General features: G+C 69.1%; 12 protein-coding genes and 2 rRNA genes (1 of these 14 only partly in view). 9 read left to right on the forward strand and 5 right to left on the reverse strand.

Annotation, left to right across the window (positions count from 1 at the left end):
- Nucleotides 1–2,298: ribosomal RNA gene (locus R2B67_RS22700) — 23S ribosomal RNA — on the forward strand; it begins 827 nt to the left of the window's first position.
- Nucleotides 2,299–2,376: 78 nt separating this feature from the next.
- Nucleotides 2,377–2,493 (forward strand): 5S ribosomal RNA (gene rrf, locus R2B67_RS22705).
- A 136-nt stretch (nt 2,494–2,629) separates the two neighbouring features.
- Here the strand turns inward: rrf and R2B67_RS22710 are convergent.
- From R2B67_RS22710 to R2B67_RS22730, 5 genes are read right to left on the reverse strand one after another with little or no spacing between them, the layout of a single operon-like run.
- Nucleotides 2,630–3,943 (reverse strand): DUF58 domain-containing protein, encoded by a 1,314-nt coding sequence (locus R2B67_RS22710; RefSeq protein WP_317820628.1) that lies wholly within the window; start codon nt 3,941–3,943, stop codon nt 2,630–2,632.
- A 10-nt stretch (nt 3,944–3,953) separates the two neighbouring features.
- The gene (locus R2B67_RS22715; RefSeq protein ID WP_317820630.1) at nt 3,954–4,973 is read right to left on the reverse strand and encodes an AAA family ATPase; all 1,020 of its coding nucleotides are present in this window, start codon (nt 4,971–4,973) and stop codon (nt 3,954–3,956) included.
- Entirely contained in the window at nt 4,970–6,220 is a 1,251-nt protein-coding gene (locus R2B67_RS22720) for a DUF4350 domain-containing protein (protein WP_317820631.1), read from the reverse strand. The genes R2B67_RS22715 and R2B67_RS22720 overlap by 4 nt, the downstream gene beginning before the upstream one ends.
- A complete protein-coding gene (locus R2B67_RS22725; protein WP_317820632.1) occupies nt 6,217–6,906 on the reverse strand; it encodes a DUF4129 domain-containing protein in 690 nt (229 codons plus the stop codon). The genes R2B67_RS22720 and R2B67_RS22725 overlap by 4 nt, the downstream gene beginning before the upstream one ends.
- Nucleotides 6,907–6,910: 4 nt before the next feature.
- The gene (locus R2B67_RS22730) at nt 6,911–8,110 is read right to left on the reverse strand and encodes a DUF7847 domain-containing protein (RefSeq protein WP_317820633.1); all 1,200 of its coding nucleotides are present in this window, start codon (nt 8,108–8,110) and stop codon (nt 6,911–6,913) included.
- A 140-nt stretch (nt 8,111–8,250) separates the two neighbouring features.
- Here R2B67_RS22730 and mtnA point away from each other — a divergent pair, with 140 nt between their 5' ends.
- The 7 genes from mtnA to R2B67_RS22765 all read left to right on the forward strand — a co-directional run bounded on the left by mtnA (nt 8,251) and on the right by R2B67_RS22765 (nt 16,752).
- Complete coding sequence (mtnA, locus tag R2B67_RS22735; RefSeq protein WP_317820634.1) at nt 8,251–9,393, forward strand: S-methyl-5-thioribose-1-phosphate isomerase; 1,143 nt, start codon at nt 8,251–8,253, stop codon at nt 9,391–9,393.
- Between the two features lie 4 nt (nt 9,394–9,397).
- On the forward strand, nt 9,398–10,087 hold the full coding sequence (gene mtrA, locus R2B67_RS22740) for a two-component system response regulator MtrA (RefSeq protein WP_007448372.1): 690 nt from the start codon (nt 9,398–9,400) through the stop codon (nt 10,085–10,087).
- Nucleotide 10,088: 1 nt separating this feature from the next.
- Nucleotides 10,089–12,116: an MtrAB system histidine kinase MtrB gene (mtrB, locus tag R2B67_RS22745; protein WP_043185134.1), complete on the forward strand. Its 2,028-nt coding sequence runs from the start codon at nt 10,089–10,091 to the stop codon at nt 12,114–12,116.
- A 34-nt stretch (nt 12,117–12,150) separates the two neighbouring features.
- Complete coding sequence (locus R2B67_RS22750) at nt 12,151–13,980, forward strand: LpqB family beta-propeller domain-containing protein (protein ID WP_317824937.1); 1,830 nt, start codon at nt 12,151–12,153, stop codon at nt 13,978–13,980.
- A gap of 84 nt (nt 13,981–14,064) precedes the next feature.
- Nucleotides 14,065–14,793 (forward strand): ComF family protein, encoded by a 729-nt coding sequence (locus tag R2B67_RS22755; protein WP_317820638.1) that lies wholly within the window; start codon nt 14,065–14,067, stop codon nt 14,791–14,793.
- A gap of 330 nt (nt 14,794–15,123) precedes the next feature.
- Nucleotides 15,124–15,813 (forward strand): ribosome hibernation-promoting factor, HPF/YfiA family, encoded by a 690-nt coding sequence (hpf, locus tag R2B67_RS22760; RefSeq protein WP_018512285.1) that lies wholly within the window; start codon nt 15,124–15,126, stop codon nt 15,811–15,813.
- Between the two features lie 186 nt (nt 15,814–15,999).
- Nucleotides 16,000–16,752, forward strand: a complete 753-nt coding sequence (locus tag R2B67_RS22765) for a response regulator (protein ID WP_237326196.1) — start codon at nt 16,000–16,002, stop codon at nt 16,750–16,752.
- Nucleotides 16,753–16,768 lie beyond the last annotated feature (16 nt).

A 16,768-nucleotide genomic window follows, 5' to 3' on the forward strand; every position in this document is an offset into this window, starting at 1 on the left:
GTGGAGGACCGAACCCACCAGGGTTGAAAACCTGGGGGATGACCTGTGGTTAGGGGTGAAAGGCCAATCAAACTCCGTGATAGCTGGTTCTCCCCGAAATGCATTTAGGTGCAGCGTCGTGTGTTTCTTGCCGGAGGTAGAGCACTGGATAGGCGATGGGCCCTACCGGGTTACTGACCTTAGCCAAACTCCGAATGCCGGTAAGTGAGAGCGCGGCAGTGAGACTGTGGGGGATAAGCTCCATGGTCGAGAGGGAAACAGCCCAGAGCATCGACTAAGGCCCCTAAGCGTACGCTAAGTGGGAAAGGATGTGGAGTCGCAGAGACAACCAGGAGGTTGGCTTAGAAGCAGCCACCCTTGAAAGAGTGCGTAATAGCTCACTGGTCAAGTGATTCCGCGCCGACAATGTAGCGGGGCTCAAGCGTACCGCCGAAGTCGTGTCATTCATACACATATCCCCAACGGGAGTATGGATGGGTAGGGGAGCGTCGTGTGCCGGGTGAAGCAGCCGCGGAAGCGAGTTGTGGACGGTTCACGAGTGAGAATGCAGGCATGAGTAGCGATACACACGTGAGAAACGTGTGCGCCGATTGACTAAGGGTTCCTGGGTCAAGCTGATCTGCCCAGGGTAAGTCGGGACCTAAGGCGAGGCCGACAGGCGTAGTCGATGGACAACCGGTTGATATTCCGGTACCCGCTTTGAAACGCCCAGTACTGAATCAGGCGATGCTAAGTCCGTGAAGCCGGCCCGATCTCTTCGGAGTTGAGGGTAGTGGTGGAGCCGATGAACCAGACTTGTAGTAGGTAAGCGATGGGGTGACGCAGGAAGGTAGTCCAGCCCGGGCGGTGGTTGTCCCGGGGTAAGGGTGTAGGACGCACGGTAGGCAAATCCGTCGTGCATATAAGTCTGAGACCTGATGCCGAGCCGATTGTGGTGAAGTGGATGATCCTATGCTGTCGAGAAAAGCCTCTAGCGAGTTTCATGGCGGCCCGTACCCTAAACCGACTCAGGTGGTCAGGTAGAGAATACCGAGGCGTTCGGGTGAACTATGGTTAAGGAACTCGGCAAAATGCCCCCGGGGGGGGGGGGGGGGGGGGCCATCACTGGTGATCCGATTTACTCGGTGAGCTGGGGGTGGCCGCAGAGACCAGCGAGAAGCGACTGTTTACTAAAAACACAGGTCCGTGCGAAGCCGTAAGGCGATGTATACGGACTGACGCCTGCCCGGTGCTGGAACGTTAAGGGGACCGGTTAGTGCACTTTCGGGTGTGCGAAGCTGAGAACTTAAGCGCCAGTAAACGGCGGTGGTAACTATAACCATCCTAAGGTAGCGAAATTCCTTGTCGGGTAAGTTCCGACCTGCACGAATGGCGTAACGACTTCTCGACTGTCTCAACCATAGGCCCGGTGAAATTGCACTACGAGTAAAGATGCTCGTTTCGCGCAGCAGGACGGAAAGACCCCGGGACCTTTACTATAGTTTGATATTGGTGTTCGGTTCGGCTTGTGTAGGATAGGTGGGAGACTTTGAAGCGGCCACGCCAGTGGTTGTGGAGTCGTCGTTGAAATACCACTCTGGTCGTGCTGGATGTCTAACCTGGGTCCGTGATCCGGATCAGGGACAGTGTCTGATGGGTAGTTTAACTGGGGCGGTTGCCTCCTAAAGAGTAACGGAGGCGCCCAAAGGTTCCCTCAGCCTGGTTGGCAATCAGGTGTTGAGTGTAAGTGCACAAGGGAGCTTGACTGTGAGACCGACGGGTCGAGCAGGGACGAAAGTCGGGACTAGTGATCCGGCAGTGGCTTGTGGAAGCGCTGTCGCTCAACGGATAAAAGGTACCCCGGGGATAACAGGCTGATCTTCCCCAAGAGTCCATATCGACGGGATGGTTTGGCACCTCGATGTCGGCTCGTCGCATCCTGGGGCTGGAGTCGGTCCCAAGGGTTGGGCTGTTCGCCCATTAAAGCGGTACGCGAGCTGGGTTTAGAACGTCGTGAGACAGTTCGGTCCCTATCCGCTGCGCGCGTAGGAATATTGAGAAGGGCTGTCCCTAGTACGAGAGGACCGGGACGGACGAACCTCTGGTGTGCCAGTTGTCCTGCCAAGGGCATGGCTGGTTGGCTACGTTCGGAAAGGATAACCGCTGAAAGCATCTAAGCGGGAAGCCTGCTTCGAGATGAGTATTCCCACCAACTTGATTGGTTAAGGCTCCCAGTAGACGACTGGGTTGATAGGCCAGATGTGGAAGCCCTGTAAGGGGTGGAGCTGACTGGTACTAATAGGCCGAGGGCTTGTCCTCAGTTGCTCGCGTCCACTGTGTTAGTTCTGAAATAACGAACAGCTGTGATTGCACCGGTTGTTCAGAATTTCATAGTGTTTCGGTGGTCATTGCGTTAGGGAAACGCCCGGTTACATTCCGAACCCGGAAGCTAAGCCTTTCAGCGCCGATGGTACTGCAGGGGGGACCCTGTGGGAGAGTAGGACGCCGCCGAACAATTTTTGTGGGAAAGCCCCGCACCCTTGTGGTGCGGGGCTTTTCTGCGTTCTGGAGATGTCCGAAGCCTTGGGCCTCTGGTGAGCGAGTGACAAGCGTGGTCCATTCGCTCACCAGAGGCCGACCTCGAAGAGCCTCAGAGGCGGCCTGCGGCCTTGAGGGCCAGATAGGCGTCGGCGAGGGCGGGGGCGATGGTGTCCGGGGTGGCGTCCACGACGACGACGCCATGGCGCTGGAGTTTCTCCGCCGTGCTGCGGCGTTCTGCCTGGGCCTGGGTGCCGGCGGCGGCGTCGTACACCGCGTCCACCGTTCCCCGGGCCTTCGCCATCTCCTCGATCCGTGGATCGGACACGGCGGCCAGCAGAACCGTGTGGCGCTGGGTGAGCTGAGGGAGCAGCGGGAGGAGGCCCTCTTCGGTAGGCGCGGCCTCCAGGGATGTCAGGAGAACGATCAGGGAGCCGCGGGGGGCGGCGGAGAGTGCTGCGGTGCTGAGACCCCTGGCGTCCGTCTCGACGAGCTCGGGCTCCAGTGAGGCGAGGGTGTCGACGACCGTCGCCAGGACGTCGCCTGCGGAGGTCCGGCCCTGTACACGGGCTCGGACACGGCGGTCGTAGGCGAGGAGGTCCACGCGATCGCCGGCGCGCGTCGCGAGCGCGGTGAGGAGCAGGGTGGCGTCCATCGCCGCATCGAGGCGGGGGACGTCGCCCACGCGGCCTGCGGAGGTGCGCCCGGTGTCCAGGACGATGAGGATGTGGCGGTCGCGCTCGGGGCGCCATGTTCGGACCGCGACGGCCGACTGGCGTGCCGTTGCCCGCCAGTCGATGGAACGGGTGTCGTCTCCCGGCACATACGCCCGCAGGCTGTCGAACTCCGTGCCCTCGCCCCGCGTCAGAACGCTGGTGCGGCCGTCGAGTTCGCGGAGGCGGGCGAGCCTGGACGGCAGGTGCTTCCGGCTGGTGAACGGGGGCAGCACCCGCACGGTCCAGGGGACGCGGTGGTTGCCCTGGCGGGCGGCGAGGCCGAGCGGGCCGTACGAGCGGACCGTGATGCGCTCGGCTTGGCGGTCGCCGCGGCGGGTGGGGCGCAGAACGGTGGTCAGGCGCCGCTGTTCGCCGGGAGGGACCGTCAATGTGTGGCGGGACGCGGCCTGTTCGGTGCCGGTGGGCCAGCTGCTCGGCGGCCAGGCATCGCGGAGCTGGGCCCGGAGCCGCCGCCGCGAGCTGTTGGTCACGGTGAGTTGCACATCGGCCGCGTCACCAAGTCGAACAGATGTATCACCGGATCGGGTGAATCGGAGCGTTCGCACTGGCGCTGCCAGGGCGTAGTCGCACAGAATCGCTAGTGAGAGCGGTGCATTGACCGCGAGCATCCCGGTCCAGCTCGGAGCGAGGATGCCTACGGGGAGTGATCCCAGCGCGGCCAGCAGTGCGGTACGTCCGGTGAGGGCCATGGTCACCGCCTCATCGGGGTACGGGGACGTGGGCGAGCACCGAGGTGATGACGGAGTCGGGGGTGACTCCCTCCATTTCTGCCTCGGGCCGCAGGTGGATGCGATGACGGAGTGTGGGGAGCGCCAAGGCCTTCACGTCGTCCGGGGTGACGTAGTCCCGGCCGGTGAGCCAGGCCCAGGCGCGTGCGGTCGAGAGCAGTGCGGTGGCGCCTCGGGGGGAGACGCCCAGAGCGAGCGAGGGGGATTCGCGCGTGGCACGACAGATATCCACCACATAGCCGGCGATCTCGGGGGAGACCGTGGTCTTCGCGACGGCCGCGCGGGCCGCTTCCAGATCGGCGGGGCCTGCGACGGGCCGTATGCCTGCTGCCTTGAGGTCGCGGGGGTTGAAGCCGTCGGCGTGACGGGTGAGGACGTTGATCTCGTCCTGGCGGGAGGGCAGAGGCACGGTCAGCTTGAGCAGGAAGCGGTCCAGCTGGGCTTCCGGCAGCGGGTAGGTGCCCTCGTATTCGACAGGGTTCTGGGTCGCGGCGACGAGGAAGGGGTCCGGCAGCGGGCGGGGGGTGCCGTCGACGGTGACCTGACGCTCTTCCATCGCTTCCAGGAGGGAGGCCTGCGTTTTGGGAGGGGTGCGGTTGATCTCGTCGGCGAGCAGCAGATTGGTGAAGACCGGGCCGGGCTGGAAGGAGAACTCGGCGGTACGGGCGTCGTAGACGAGGGAGCCGGTCACGTCGCTCGGCATCAGATCGGGGGTGAACTGGACGCGCTTGGTGTCGAGTTCGAGCGAGGCGGCGAGGGCCCGGACCAGGAGGGTCTTGGCGACGCCGGGGACGCCTTCGAGAAGTACGTGTCCGCGGCAGAGCAGCGCGACGACGAGTCCGGTGACAGCCGGGTCCTGGCCGACCACGGCCTTGGCGATCTCGGAGCGGAGGGCTTCCAAGGACGCGCGGGCGCCGTCGGCGGGCTCCGGAGCCGCAGGGGTCGCGGGGACCGCTGTGGGGTCGGTCGGCTCGGGGGTCGGGGCGCTCATGAAGTGCGTACCTCTCTTTCGAGGGCGTCGAGGTGCTCGGCCAGCAGGACAAGGGCCGCGTCGTCGGCGGGGGCCGGGCCGAAGAGCAGGGTGCTCAGGTCGTCGCCAGTGGTGGTGGTGCGGGCGGACACGGCAGGGAGGAGAACGTCGGAGGTGTGCGCCTCGCGGGCGGTTACGCCAGCGAGGCGGGCGATGCGGGTCCGGGCGGCGGCCCGGAGTGATTCGGCTGCTCGTTCACGGGCGTTGGCCTTGCGGTAGAGGCCGGCGCGGCCTTCGGCGGACTCCGATGCGCGGATGGAGACCGGCAGCCGCTCCACGACCAGGGGGCCGAGGCGGCGGCCTCGCCAGATCGCGGCGAGGACTGCGGCGAGCGTGAGTTGGAGCGTTCCCCAGAGCCAGCCGGAGGGGATCAGGTCGAGGAAGTCGCTCTCCTCGCCCGCAGCCTCCCCGCCGTTGCCGCCGCCGTTGGTGTCGTTGTTGTTGTCGGGGGAGCCGTCGTCGCTGGTGGCGGACGGATCGGCCAGAGAGGGGAGGTACCAGACGAGATGGGGTCGCGAACCGAGGAGTTGCAGGGCGAGAGAGGCGTTTCCCTGTTGGTCGAGACGCTCGTTGTGGAGGAAGTCGGGGGAGCCGAGGAGGACGGTGTCACTGTCTCCGCGGCCCTTGAGGATCAGCAGGCTGGGGGTGCCGTCGCTGGGGTAGCAGGCGGTGGCGGTGGAGTCCGGTGCCGTGTAGCGGACGCCGCCCATGTCCGCTGTTCCGGCGCTGCGGGCGGCGGGGAAGGCGCACGACGGGGGAAGGGGGATCACCAGGCGGTGGGGCTCGGTGCGTACGCCGGGGGAGAGGCGAGACGCGGCTGCCGGGCCCGGGGCGATCAGGACGGTGCGGCCGGTGGAGGCGCTGGTTGCCTCGTGGAGCCGGCGCTGTTGTGCGGGGGTGAGGAGGTTGGGGCCGGTGACCAGGAGGGTGGTGTCGGGTCCTGCCGCGGTGGTGGCTTCGTCGAGGGTCGTCGCCACGGTGACGGATATTCCGCGTGCCTTGAGGAGCTCGGCTGCGGCGCGGCTGCCCTTCGCGTCGGCGGAGCGGGGGTCGAGGTGCCCGTAGTTGGTGCCGGAGCGGACGGCGGCGAACGTGACGCCTGCGATCACGAGGATGAGCAGGGCGATCAGCAGTCCTCGTGCGCGCTTCCAGACCTGGTGCGGGGTGGGCGCCGTCGAGGTGGGGGAAGGGGCGGTGGCCGTGGTCATCCGGCGGCTCCTCGGGAGGCTCCGGGCAGTACGGGCTTCGCCTCGTCGAGTTCGGTGTCCAGGGTGCGCAGGGCCAGGTATGTGGGTTGGCCCGCGGTGCGGCCGCCGTATGTGACGTCGTCGAAGTCCCGGGCGGCGGAGCGCAGCCGGGTGGCGTGGCCGGGCAGGGCGCGGCCCGCTTCCGTCGCGGCTTCGTCGGCCGTGCGGCCGGGGCGGGGGTCGAGCAGGGCGCGTTCCTCCAGCGACCGGACGATGGCCCGCATGCGTTCCTGGACGGCTTCGGTCCAGCGGAGAGCGGCGGCGTGCGCGTCGGCTGCGGCACGGTGCTGGGCGGCACTGCGGGGGCCGTCGCTCTCGAAGAGGGCGTCCGGGGTCCGGGAGGAGCGTTGGGGGGTGCCTAGCCGCCACCAGAGGGCGGCGGCTAGGCCGATGAGGATGAGGGCCAGGACGGCGAGCCCGGCCGGGCCGCCGGGGGCGGCGCCCGCAGCGGCGTCGAACACGCCGGCGACCCAGTCCCAGAAGCGGTTCAGGCCGCGTTGGAGAATGTTCGGATCGTTCTCGTGGTACATCGGCTTCGACAGCTCGCTCTCAGCCGCCTCCCGGGCGGGGACACGTGGAGTGTCCACGGGTATGTCCCCCGCGCCGGTCGCCTGCCGTGCTGCTGCGGTGCCCCCCGCCCCCGACACCGCATCAGCTCCTGGGGGTGTCGGCGTCGTGGCCGGGGAGGCCTGCGGCCCGGGCGAGGTCGAGGTCGAGCGCCTCGCGGCGGATGCGCTGGTCCACGTAGAGCAGTGCCATCACACCGGCGACGAAGGGGTACAGCAGCGTGGAGACGACCACTTCGCCGATGCCCGTGATGATCAGGAAGGGCCAGCCGAGGGAGGGACCGCCGCTTTCGAAGAACTCGCTGATGTCGGTCCCGTCGGCGATGACCCCGACGACGCCGAAGGGGATGGAGACGAGGAAGCTCACCAGGAAGACGAGCAGGTAGGTCAGCGCGAGGATGCCGAACGTGCGCCACCAGGCACCGCGGACCAGCTTCGCCGACCTGCGCAGCGCGGCAAGGATGCCCTGCCGTTCGAGCATCAGGGCGGGGGCGGCGAGGGCGAGGCTGACCTGGAGCCAGAGGATCACGACGCAGGCGGCGGTGAAGCCGAGGAGCGCCAGCGCCGCGCCGGCCTCGGCGCCCACCAGCAGTCCGGGACCGACACCGACGGTCATGACCGTGGCGGCGATCAGGGCCACCAGCAGGGTCAGCCCGATCAGGGGGAGGATCCGCGGACGGGCTTCGGCCCAGGCGTCGGAGAGCGTGACGGGGCGGCCCAGTACCGAGCGGCTGATCACCACGGTGACGATGGACGCGGTGAAGAGCGTGGCGATCATCGTGAGGAGGGACGCCGGGGCGAGGGAGAGCAGCGTTGTCCGGGCGGATTCGGAGGCCTGGCGAAGGGCTTCGGTGCCCTCGGCGTTCGGGTCGACGGTGGTCGGCTTGGGCAGGAGGTAGCGCTGCATGAGGGTGACGGCGATCTGGACGACCACGGAGACCGCGAGGCTGAAGCCGAGTGCCGTGCGCCAGTGGGCGCGCAGGGCCGAGACCGAGCCGTCGAGGATTTCGCCGAGGCCCAGGGGGCGCAGCGGGATGACGCCGGGCTTCGCCGCCGGTGGCCTCATGCCCCAGTCCGGTCGCTGCGGACCGCCGCCCCAGCCGGGGGCGGGCGGGCGGTTGCCGGGGTTGCTCGGCGGGGACCACTGCCCGGGAGGCGGCTGCTCGGGGGACCACTGTCCCGTCGGTGCGCCTCCGTCCTGGGGGGCGGAGGGGCGGGGAATGGCCGCCTCCTGGCCGTCCGAGGGGGCAGATCCGGGCGTCGCCCAGCCCGGAGAGTCGTTCATTCTCGCTCCTTCACCGTCCTGTCCGCTCATCGGGGCGGCAGGTTGGCAGCCATCGTGCCACGGGCCGGTGCGGTGCGGGCCGGGAGCCTTCTCTCCTTCGTGCCTTCATTTGTGGGCGGCTCACCGGGCAGACTGGGTGGATGGCTGATCAGGACGTGCAAACGCCGGTGGGCAGCGAGCCTTCCGCGCTTTCCGTACTTCGTTGGGACGAGCTTCCGGAAGGTCCCGTACTGGTGCTCCTCGACCAGACGCGGCTGCCCGCGGAGGAGGTCGAGCTGGTCTGTACGGATGTGCCCGCGCTGGTGCGGGCGATCCGGGCGCTGGCGGTACGGGGGGCACCGCTGCTCGGGATCGCCGGGGGGTACGGGGTGGCGCTCGCGGCGGCGCGGGGCTACGACGTGGCGGAGGCGGCCGGGCTGCTGGAGGGGGCGCGGCCCACCGCGGTGAATCTCGGTTACGGGGTGCGACGGGTGGCCACGGCCTACTGGGCGGCCGCCGAGAGGGGGGCGGGGGTCGCCGAGGCCGCGGCTGTGGCCTTGGCCGAGGCCCGGGCGCTGCACCGGGAGGACGCCCGGGCCAGCGAGCGGATGGCGGAGTACGGGACGGCGCTGCTGGAGGAGCTGCTGCCGGGGCAGGGCTATCAGCTGCTGACCCACTGCAACACCGGGGCGCTGGTCTCCGGGGGCGAGGGGACGGCGTTCGCGGTGGCTCTGCGGGTGCACCGGCAGGGGCGGCTGCGCCGGCTCTGGGTGGACGAGACCCGGCCGCTGCTCCAGGGGGCGAGGCTGACGGCGTACGAGGCGGCGCGCAACGGGATGGCGTACAGCCTGCTCACGGACAGTGCGGCGGGCTCCCTGTTCGCCGCGGGGGAGGTGGATGCCGTACTCATCGGGGCGGACCGCATTGCCGCAGACGGCTCGGTGGCCAACAAAGTGGGGAGCTATCCGTTGGCTGTGCTCGCGAAGTACCACCATGTGCCGTTCATCGTGGTGGCGCCGACGACGACCGTGGACATGGAGACGGCCGAAGGCACATCGATCATCGTCGAGCAGCGTTCCGGGCAAGAAGTGACGGAGGTCACATCGCCAGGAGGCGCATCGGAGGGCGCCGGGGGTGGGAAGGTCGTCGCACCCCTCGGGGCCCCGGTGTACAACCCGGCTTTCGACATCACGCCGTCCGAATTGATCACGGCGATCGTCACCGAGGAGGGCGTCATTTCCCCGGTCACGGGGGTCGGACTGGCAGAGCTGTGTGCCAGGTCATCGCAGGTAACGATTAGCTAATGGGATGATGTCGATTATGAAGGGACGCGTCCTTGTCGTCGACGACGACACCGCACTGGCCGAGATGCTCGGGATTGTGCTGCGTGGAGAAGGTTTCGAGCCGTCGTTCGTAGCGGACGGCGACAAGGCACTGGCCGCATTTCGTGAGGCCAAGCCGGACCTGGTGCTGCTCGACCTCATGCTGCCCGGAAGGGACGGCATCGAGGTGTGCAGGCTGATCAGGGCCGAGTCCGGTGTGCCGATCGTCATGCTCACTGCCAAGAGCGACACCGTCGATGTCGTGGTCGGCCTGGAATCAGGGGCCGACGACTACATCGTCAAGCCGTTCAAACCTAAGGAGTTGGTCGCCCGGATCAGGGCCCGCCTGCGGCGGTCCGAAGAGCCCGCGCCGGAGCAGTTGACCATCGGTGACCTGGTCATCGACGTGGCTGGTCACTCCGTGAAGCGGGAGGGGCAGTCCATCGCCCTGACGCCGCTGGAGTTCGACCTGCTGGTCGCCCTCGCCCGCAAGCCGTGGCAGGTCTTCACCCGTGAGGTCCTGCTGGAGCAGGTCTGGGGCTACCGGCACGCGGCCGACACCCGGCTGGTGAACGTGCACGTCCAGCGGCTGCGCTCCAAGGTCGAGAAGGACCCGGAGCGGCCGGAGATCGTCGTGACCGTCCGAGGGGTCGGTTACAAGGCCGGGCCGAGCTGATATGGCCGAGGGCAGCGCTGCTCCGAACCCCGGGGAGCCGGGAGTCCGTGCGGAGCGGGCTGCCGGTCCGGGACGGAAGGCTTCTCGTATGAGCCGTTTCCTGCAGGGCGGCCGGTTGTTCCAGGACCGGACGCCCGGCGGGCCCGTACCGCGTCTGCTGATGCGGTGGGTCCGCCGTCCGTTGCTGCCCGCCGTGCGGTTGTGGCGCCGCAATCTGCAGCTCCGCGTCGTCGCGGGCACGCTGCTGATGTCGATCGGCGTGGTGCTGCTGCTCGGCTTCGTCGTGATCGGGCAGGTCCGCAACGGTCTGCTCGACGCGAAGGGCAAGGCCGCCCAGACCCAGGCCGCCGGTGGTTTCGCCGCGGCCCAGGAGAAGGCGAACGCTTCCCTGGCGCCGGGCGGACAGGGCACCGAGGGGCCCGACGGGATGACCGCCAACACCTCGTGGCGCACCGAGCTCGTCGACCAGCTGGCCAGTGGCGGGAAGAACGCCTTCAACGTGGTCGCGCTCAGCGCGGACTCGGTGGGCGAGGGGGCGGGCAGCCGTGCCCCGCGTGGTTCGGGCAGCGTCGAGGCCGCCAGCGTGCCCGAGCGCCTGCGCCAGGACGTGGGCAAGGGGCAGGGCGCCTTCCAGACGTACTCCCTGATCCGCTACTCCAACGGCAACGAGTCCCAGCCGGGCCTCGTCGTGGGCAAGCGGCTCTACGACATCGACCAGCAGGCCTACGAGCTCTACTACCTCTTCCCGCTCACGCAGGAGGAGAAGTCCCTGACACTGGTCAAGACGACCCTGGCGACCGCCGGACTCTTCGTCGTCGTGCTGCTCGGAGCCATCGCCTGGTTCGTGGTGCGGCAGGTCGTCACACCGGTGCGGATGGCGGCCGGTATCGCCGAGCGGCTCTCCGCCGGGAAGCTCCAGGAACGCATGAAGGTCACCGGCGAGGACGACATCGCCCGGCTCGGTGAGGCCTTCAACAAGATGGCGCAGAACCTTCAGCTGAAGATCCAGCAGCTGGAGGAGCTCTCCCGGATGCAGCGGCGTTTCGTCTCCGATGTCTCCCACGAGCTGCGGACCCCGCTCACGACCGTACGGATGGCCGCCGACGTCATCCATGAGGCGCGTGCCGACTTCGATCCGGTCACCGCGCGCTCCGCCGAGCTGCTCGGCGACCAGCTCGACCGCTTCGAGTCGCTGCTCTCGGACCTGCTGGAGATCAGCCGGTTCGACGCGGGCGCGGCCGCGCTGGAGGCCGAGCCGATAGACCTGCGGACCGTGGTGCACCGGGTGATCGGCGGTGCCGAACCGCTCGCCGAGCGCAAGGGCAGCCGGATCCTGGTCATCGGCGACGACCAGCCGGTGATCGCCGAGGCCGATGCCCGGCGCGTCGAGCGGGTGCTGCGCAACCTCGTGGTCAACGCCGTCGAGCACGGCGAGGGCCGGGACGTCATCGTGCGGATGGGCGTGGCCCAGGGCGCCGTCGCCGTGGCCGTACGGGACTACGGGGTCGGGCTCAAGCCCGGCGAGGCGACCCGCGTCTTCAACCGGTTCTGGCGCGCCGACCCGGCGCGGGCCCGGACGACCGGCGGGACCGGCCTCGGACTCTCCATCGCCGTCGAGGACGCCCGGCTGCACGGCGGCTGGCTCCAGGCGTGGGGCGAGCCGGGCGGCGGCTCCCAGTTCCGGCTGACCCTGCCGCGTACGGCGGACGAGCCGCTGCGCGGTTCGCCGATACCGCTGGAGCCCGAGGACTCCCGGCGCAACCGGGAGAGCCGGGAGCGCGACGAGGCGTCGGCGGGCGACAACCGGCTGGTGTCCGTGCCGAACCAGTCCGGTGCGGCGAAGCGCTCGCCGCTGCCCGTGCCGGCCCGCTCCTCCACGGTTCCGCACCCGGCCCCCGCCTCGGTGCACCCGGCGGCGCTGCCCGGCAACGGGGCCCGGGTGGTGGCACGCCCGGCACCGGAGCGTTCCGGCGGTGCCGGTTCCCCGGCGCCCCATTCCGACCAGGAGGACACCACTCGTGGGTACTGACCGCCGTCGTGGTGGCCCCGGACGCGGCGTGCGGATGTCCGCGCTGCTCGGCTGCTCCGTCATCGTCCTCGCCGGCTGCGGGTCGATGCCGATGACCGGTGACGTCAAGGCGGTCGACGCCTCGCAGCCGGGTGACTCCCAGGTGCAGGTGTACGCGGTCGAGCCCCGTGAGGGCGCGGCGCCCAGCGAGATCGTCGACGGGTTCCTGGAGTCGATGACCAGCGACGACCCCGGTTTCCGGACCACGCGCAAGTACCTGAGCAAGGACGCGGCCGATACCTGGCAGCCGGGCGAGGGCACCACGGTGCTCACCCAGGCCCCCAACCGCAGCGGTCCCTCGCTCCAGGACGAGGAGCGCCGGGACTCCGAGACCTCCTACACGCTGACCGGCGAGAAGGTGGCGGCGGTCGACGCCCAGAGCTCCTACCAGCCGCTCGCCCCCACCGACTACTCCCAGGTGCTGCACCTGGTGCGGGAGAAGGTGGCGGACGGGAAGACCGAGTGGCGCATCGACACCGTGCCGGACGGTCTGGTCCTCGGGCAGTCCGACTTCAAGCGGCTCTACCGCTCGGTGAACAAGTACTACTACGCCACCGGGCGGACGACCGGACAGCCGACGCTCGTCGCTGACCCCGTCTACGTACGTACCGGCACCGATCCGGTCACGCGGATGAGCACGGCGACGCAGACGGTCAGGACGCTGCTGGAGGGGCCGACGAACTGGCTGCGGCCCGTGGTCGACTCCCGGTTCCCCACCGGGACCGCCCTGCGCAAGGACGTCGTCGCGCTGGCCCCCGACGACCAGAACGTGCTGAAGGTGCCGCTCAACGGCAAGGCCGACAAGGCGGGCCGGGCGGCCTGCCGGATGATGGCCGCCCAGGTGCTCTTCACCCTGCGGGATCTGACCTCCGCGCGGGTCGAGCAGGTGGAGCTGGAGGGCGGGCGTGGCCGGCTCTGTGCGCTGGACGCGGACGAGGCGGCGAAGTTCTCCTCCGACAGCAGCTCCGACGGGCCTGACAGCCAGTACTTCATCGACGCCAAGGGGCGCCTCCAGCGGCTCCCCGGCGCGCAGGAGGGCAACGGCACACCCGAGGTGGTGCGCGGCCCGCTGGGCGTCGGCACGGTCGCGATGGGTGCCGTCGGGGTGGCCCGGGACGAACGGCGGGCCGCCGCGGTCTCGGCCACCGGGCAGAACCTGTACGTCGCGTCCCTGGACGAGGAAGGTGAGCTGGCCGCTCCCGCGGTGACCAGCGCCGGCAAGAAGACCGCCGACCGGCTGTCCTCGCCGAGCTGGGACGGGCGGGGTGACCTGTGGGTCGCCGACCGCGACAGGGCGCGCCCGAGGCTGCTGCGGCTGGTCGAGGGTGAGGGCGAGCCGCAGGAGGTCCGGGTCCCGGGCCTGGACGGCGGGCGGATCGAGGAGCTGCGGCTGTCGGCCGACGGGGTGCGGATCGCCCTGCTGGTGACGGAGGACGGGCATACGACGCTCAAGATCGGCCGGGTCGAGCGGCGCGGGACCGACGAGGCGCCCGAGCTCTCGGTCGAGGACCTGCGCCAGGCCGCGCCCCAGCTCACGGACGTCACGGCGATCTCCTGGTCGGGCCGCAGCCGTCTCGTGGTGGTCGGCAAGGAGGCGGGCGGTGTCCAGCAGGTGCGGTACGTGCAGGCGGACGGTTCCACGCCGTCCTCCGGGGCCTCCGGGGTGCTGCCCGGGGTGAACCAGGTCCAGGCGGTCGCCGCGGCGGACGACGAGCTGCTCCCGCTCATGGCGGAGACCGAGGGCGACGGCATAGTGAAGCTCTCGCCGGGTGACAACTGGCAGACGGTGCTGGAGGAAGGCACCTCGCTGGTCTACCCGGGCTGATGCCGGTGCCGGTCGGGGGCTGGCGCGTCACGGCGGTTTTCCACAGGGGTGGACCGTTGCCCGGCGGCCGGGCACGGTGGATCCATGCGGGATTGGTGGCGGGAGTTCTCCGGACTGGTCCTGCCGGTGGCCTGTGCGGGCTGCGGCAGGCCGCGTACGGAGCTGTGCCCGGTGTGCGGGGCCGCACTGAACGGGGTGGAGGCCCGCAGGGTGCGGCCCTCGCCCCGGCCCGCGGGGCTTCCGGCGGTGCACGCGGTGGCGCCCTACGAGAACGCCGTACGCGCGGTGCTGCTGGCCCACAAGGAGCGCGGGGCACTCGGGCTCGCCGGACCCCTCGGACGGGCCCTGGCGGCGTCCGTACGGGCCGGGACGGGGCAGACGGGAGCCGTGGGGCCCCTGCTGCTGGTGCCCATCCCCTCCGCGCGCTCCGCGACCGCGGCACGCGGCCATGATCCGGTGCTGCGGATCGCCCGGGCGGCCGCCGGTGAGCTGCGCCAGACGGGGCGGCCGGCCCGGGTGATCCCGGTGCTGCGGCAGCGCCGCGCGGTCGCCGATCAGTCGGGGCTCGGGGCCCACCGGCGGCGGGTGAATCTCGCCGGGGCGCTGGGAGTGGCCGGAGGCGGAGCGCGGCTGCTCGCCCCCGGGAGGGTGGTCCTGGTGGACGACCTGTTGACGACGGGATCGACGCTGGCCGAGGCGGCGCGGGCCGTCACCGAGGCGCTCGGGAGCGACGGGAGACCCTCCGGCCGCAGGGTGTGCGCGGCGGCGGTCGTCTCTGCTTCTCCGTCCGCCTTCGAAATAAACCGGAACTGACCGAGAACTTGCATCGTTGCAGGTAATGGCAGGGCAAAAGCCCCTGAACGGAGGTAAGTGCCGGTAGCGGGTGCCGATACCCCGGTGCGCAGGCTATGTTCAGTTGTGAGGAGCGGTGAAGGCCGAACCTCGATGAATGCACCGTGAGGTTTCGGGCAGGTAACTCACCGATGGACCGGAAGCGATGAAGCCGGTGGGGTAGTGACCTCTCCGACGGGGGAGGAGGAGGCGAAAGTCACCGAGTCCGAGGCCCCTGGGGATCACCGGGGGCTGGTGCAAAAGGGAGATGCCCCGCCGCCGAAGCGGGGCGATCCGGGAACGGAGTTCTGCGTGGACATCGTCGTCAAGGGCCGCAAGACCGAGGTGCCCGAGCGGTTCCGCAAGCACGTGGCCGAAAAGCTGAAGCTGGACAAGATCCAGAAGTTCGACGGCAAGGTGATCAGCCTCGACGTCGAGGTGTCCAAGGAGCCGAATCCCCGTCAGGCCGACCGTTCCGACCGGGTGGAGATCACGCTCCGTTCGCGCGGCCCGGTCATCCGGGCGGAAGCGGCGGCGGGCGACCCTTACGCAGCGCTCGACCTGGCCACCGGCAAGCTGGAGGCCCGGCTGCGCAAGCAGCACGACAAGCGCTACAGCCGCCGGGGCAACGGCCGTCTGTCGGCCGCCGAGGTCGGGGACGTGGTGCCGGGTGTCGCCTCGTTCGACGAGGACGGCGAACTGGTCGGCGAGCAGCCGTCGGAGCCCGTACCGACCACGAAGGTCGGATCGATCGAGGTGCAGGGCGAAGGGCCTCTCGTGATGCGCGAGAAGACCCACACCGCCGCACCCATGGCGCTCGACCAGGCGCTCTACGAGATGGAACTGGTCGGGCACGACTTCTACTTGTTCGTCGACTCCGAGACGAAGGAGCCCAGTGTCGTCTACCGGCGGCACGCCTACGACTACGGCGTCATCCACCTGAGGACCGACCCGCTCGCCGCTGATGAGGCAGGCGGCGCGGGTGGTGCGCTCGGCGGCTGACGCCACACCGTCACCGGTGCCCCTGGAGCGTTTTCACGCCACCAGGGGCACCTGCGCGCGATCACAGGATCACCGCTCGGGCGGCCCGGCATGGAATCATGGCGTTCCGAGCCAATCGGGGTTCGGTGAAACGCCGTTGGCGGACGACTGATGACTATCAGGCCGTGGCCTTCAGGGGGAGGAACGATGGTGGACACCTTCGGGCCCGTGCGCGGTGCGAGTGGTTCCGACGACGCCGGTGCCCGCACCGACGACGACCCGGACGGCCCCTCGCGCAAGGAGCCCATCCGGGTCCTCGTGGTCGACGACCACGCGCTCTTCCGCAGGGGTCTGGAGATCGTCCTCGCGCAGGAGGAGGACATCCAGGTCGTCGGTGAGGCCGGGGACGGCTCGGAGGCGGTCGACAAGGCCGCCGACCTGCTGCCCGACATCATTCTGATGGATGTGCGGATGCCCAAACGCGGGGGCATCGAGGCCTGTACCGCCATCAAGGAGGTGGCCCCCAGCGCGAAGATCATCATGCTGACGATCAGCGACGAGGAGGCCGACCTCTACGACGCGATCAAGGCGGGCGCCACCGGATACCTCCTCAAGGAGATCTCCACCGACGAGGTGGCGACGGCCATTCGCGCTGTCGCGGACGGGCAGTCGCAGATCAGCCCGTCCATGGCCTCCAAGCTGCTCACCGAGTTCAAATCGATGATCCAGCGCACGGACGAGCGCCGGCTCGTCCCCGCCCCCCGGCTCACCGAACGGGAACTGGAAGTCCTCAAGCTCGTGGCGACCGGCATGAACAACCGGGATATCGCCAAGGAGTTGTTCATTTCCGAGAACACGGTGAAGAACCACGTCCGCAATATTCTGGAGAAGCTCCAGCTGCACTCCCGCATGGAGGCCGTGGTCTATGCCATGCGGGAGAAGATCCTGGAGATCAGGTAGGCGCCGTCGCGCCTGC

The organism is Streptomyces cyaneofuscatus (assembly GCF_033109485.1).
Taxonomy (GTDB): Bacteria; Actinomycetota; Actinomycetes; order Streptomycetales; family Streptomycetaceae; genus Streptomyces; species Streptomyces cyaneofuscatus.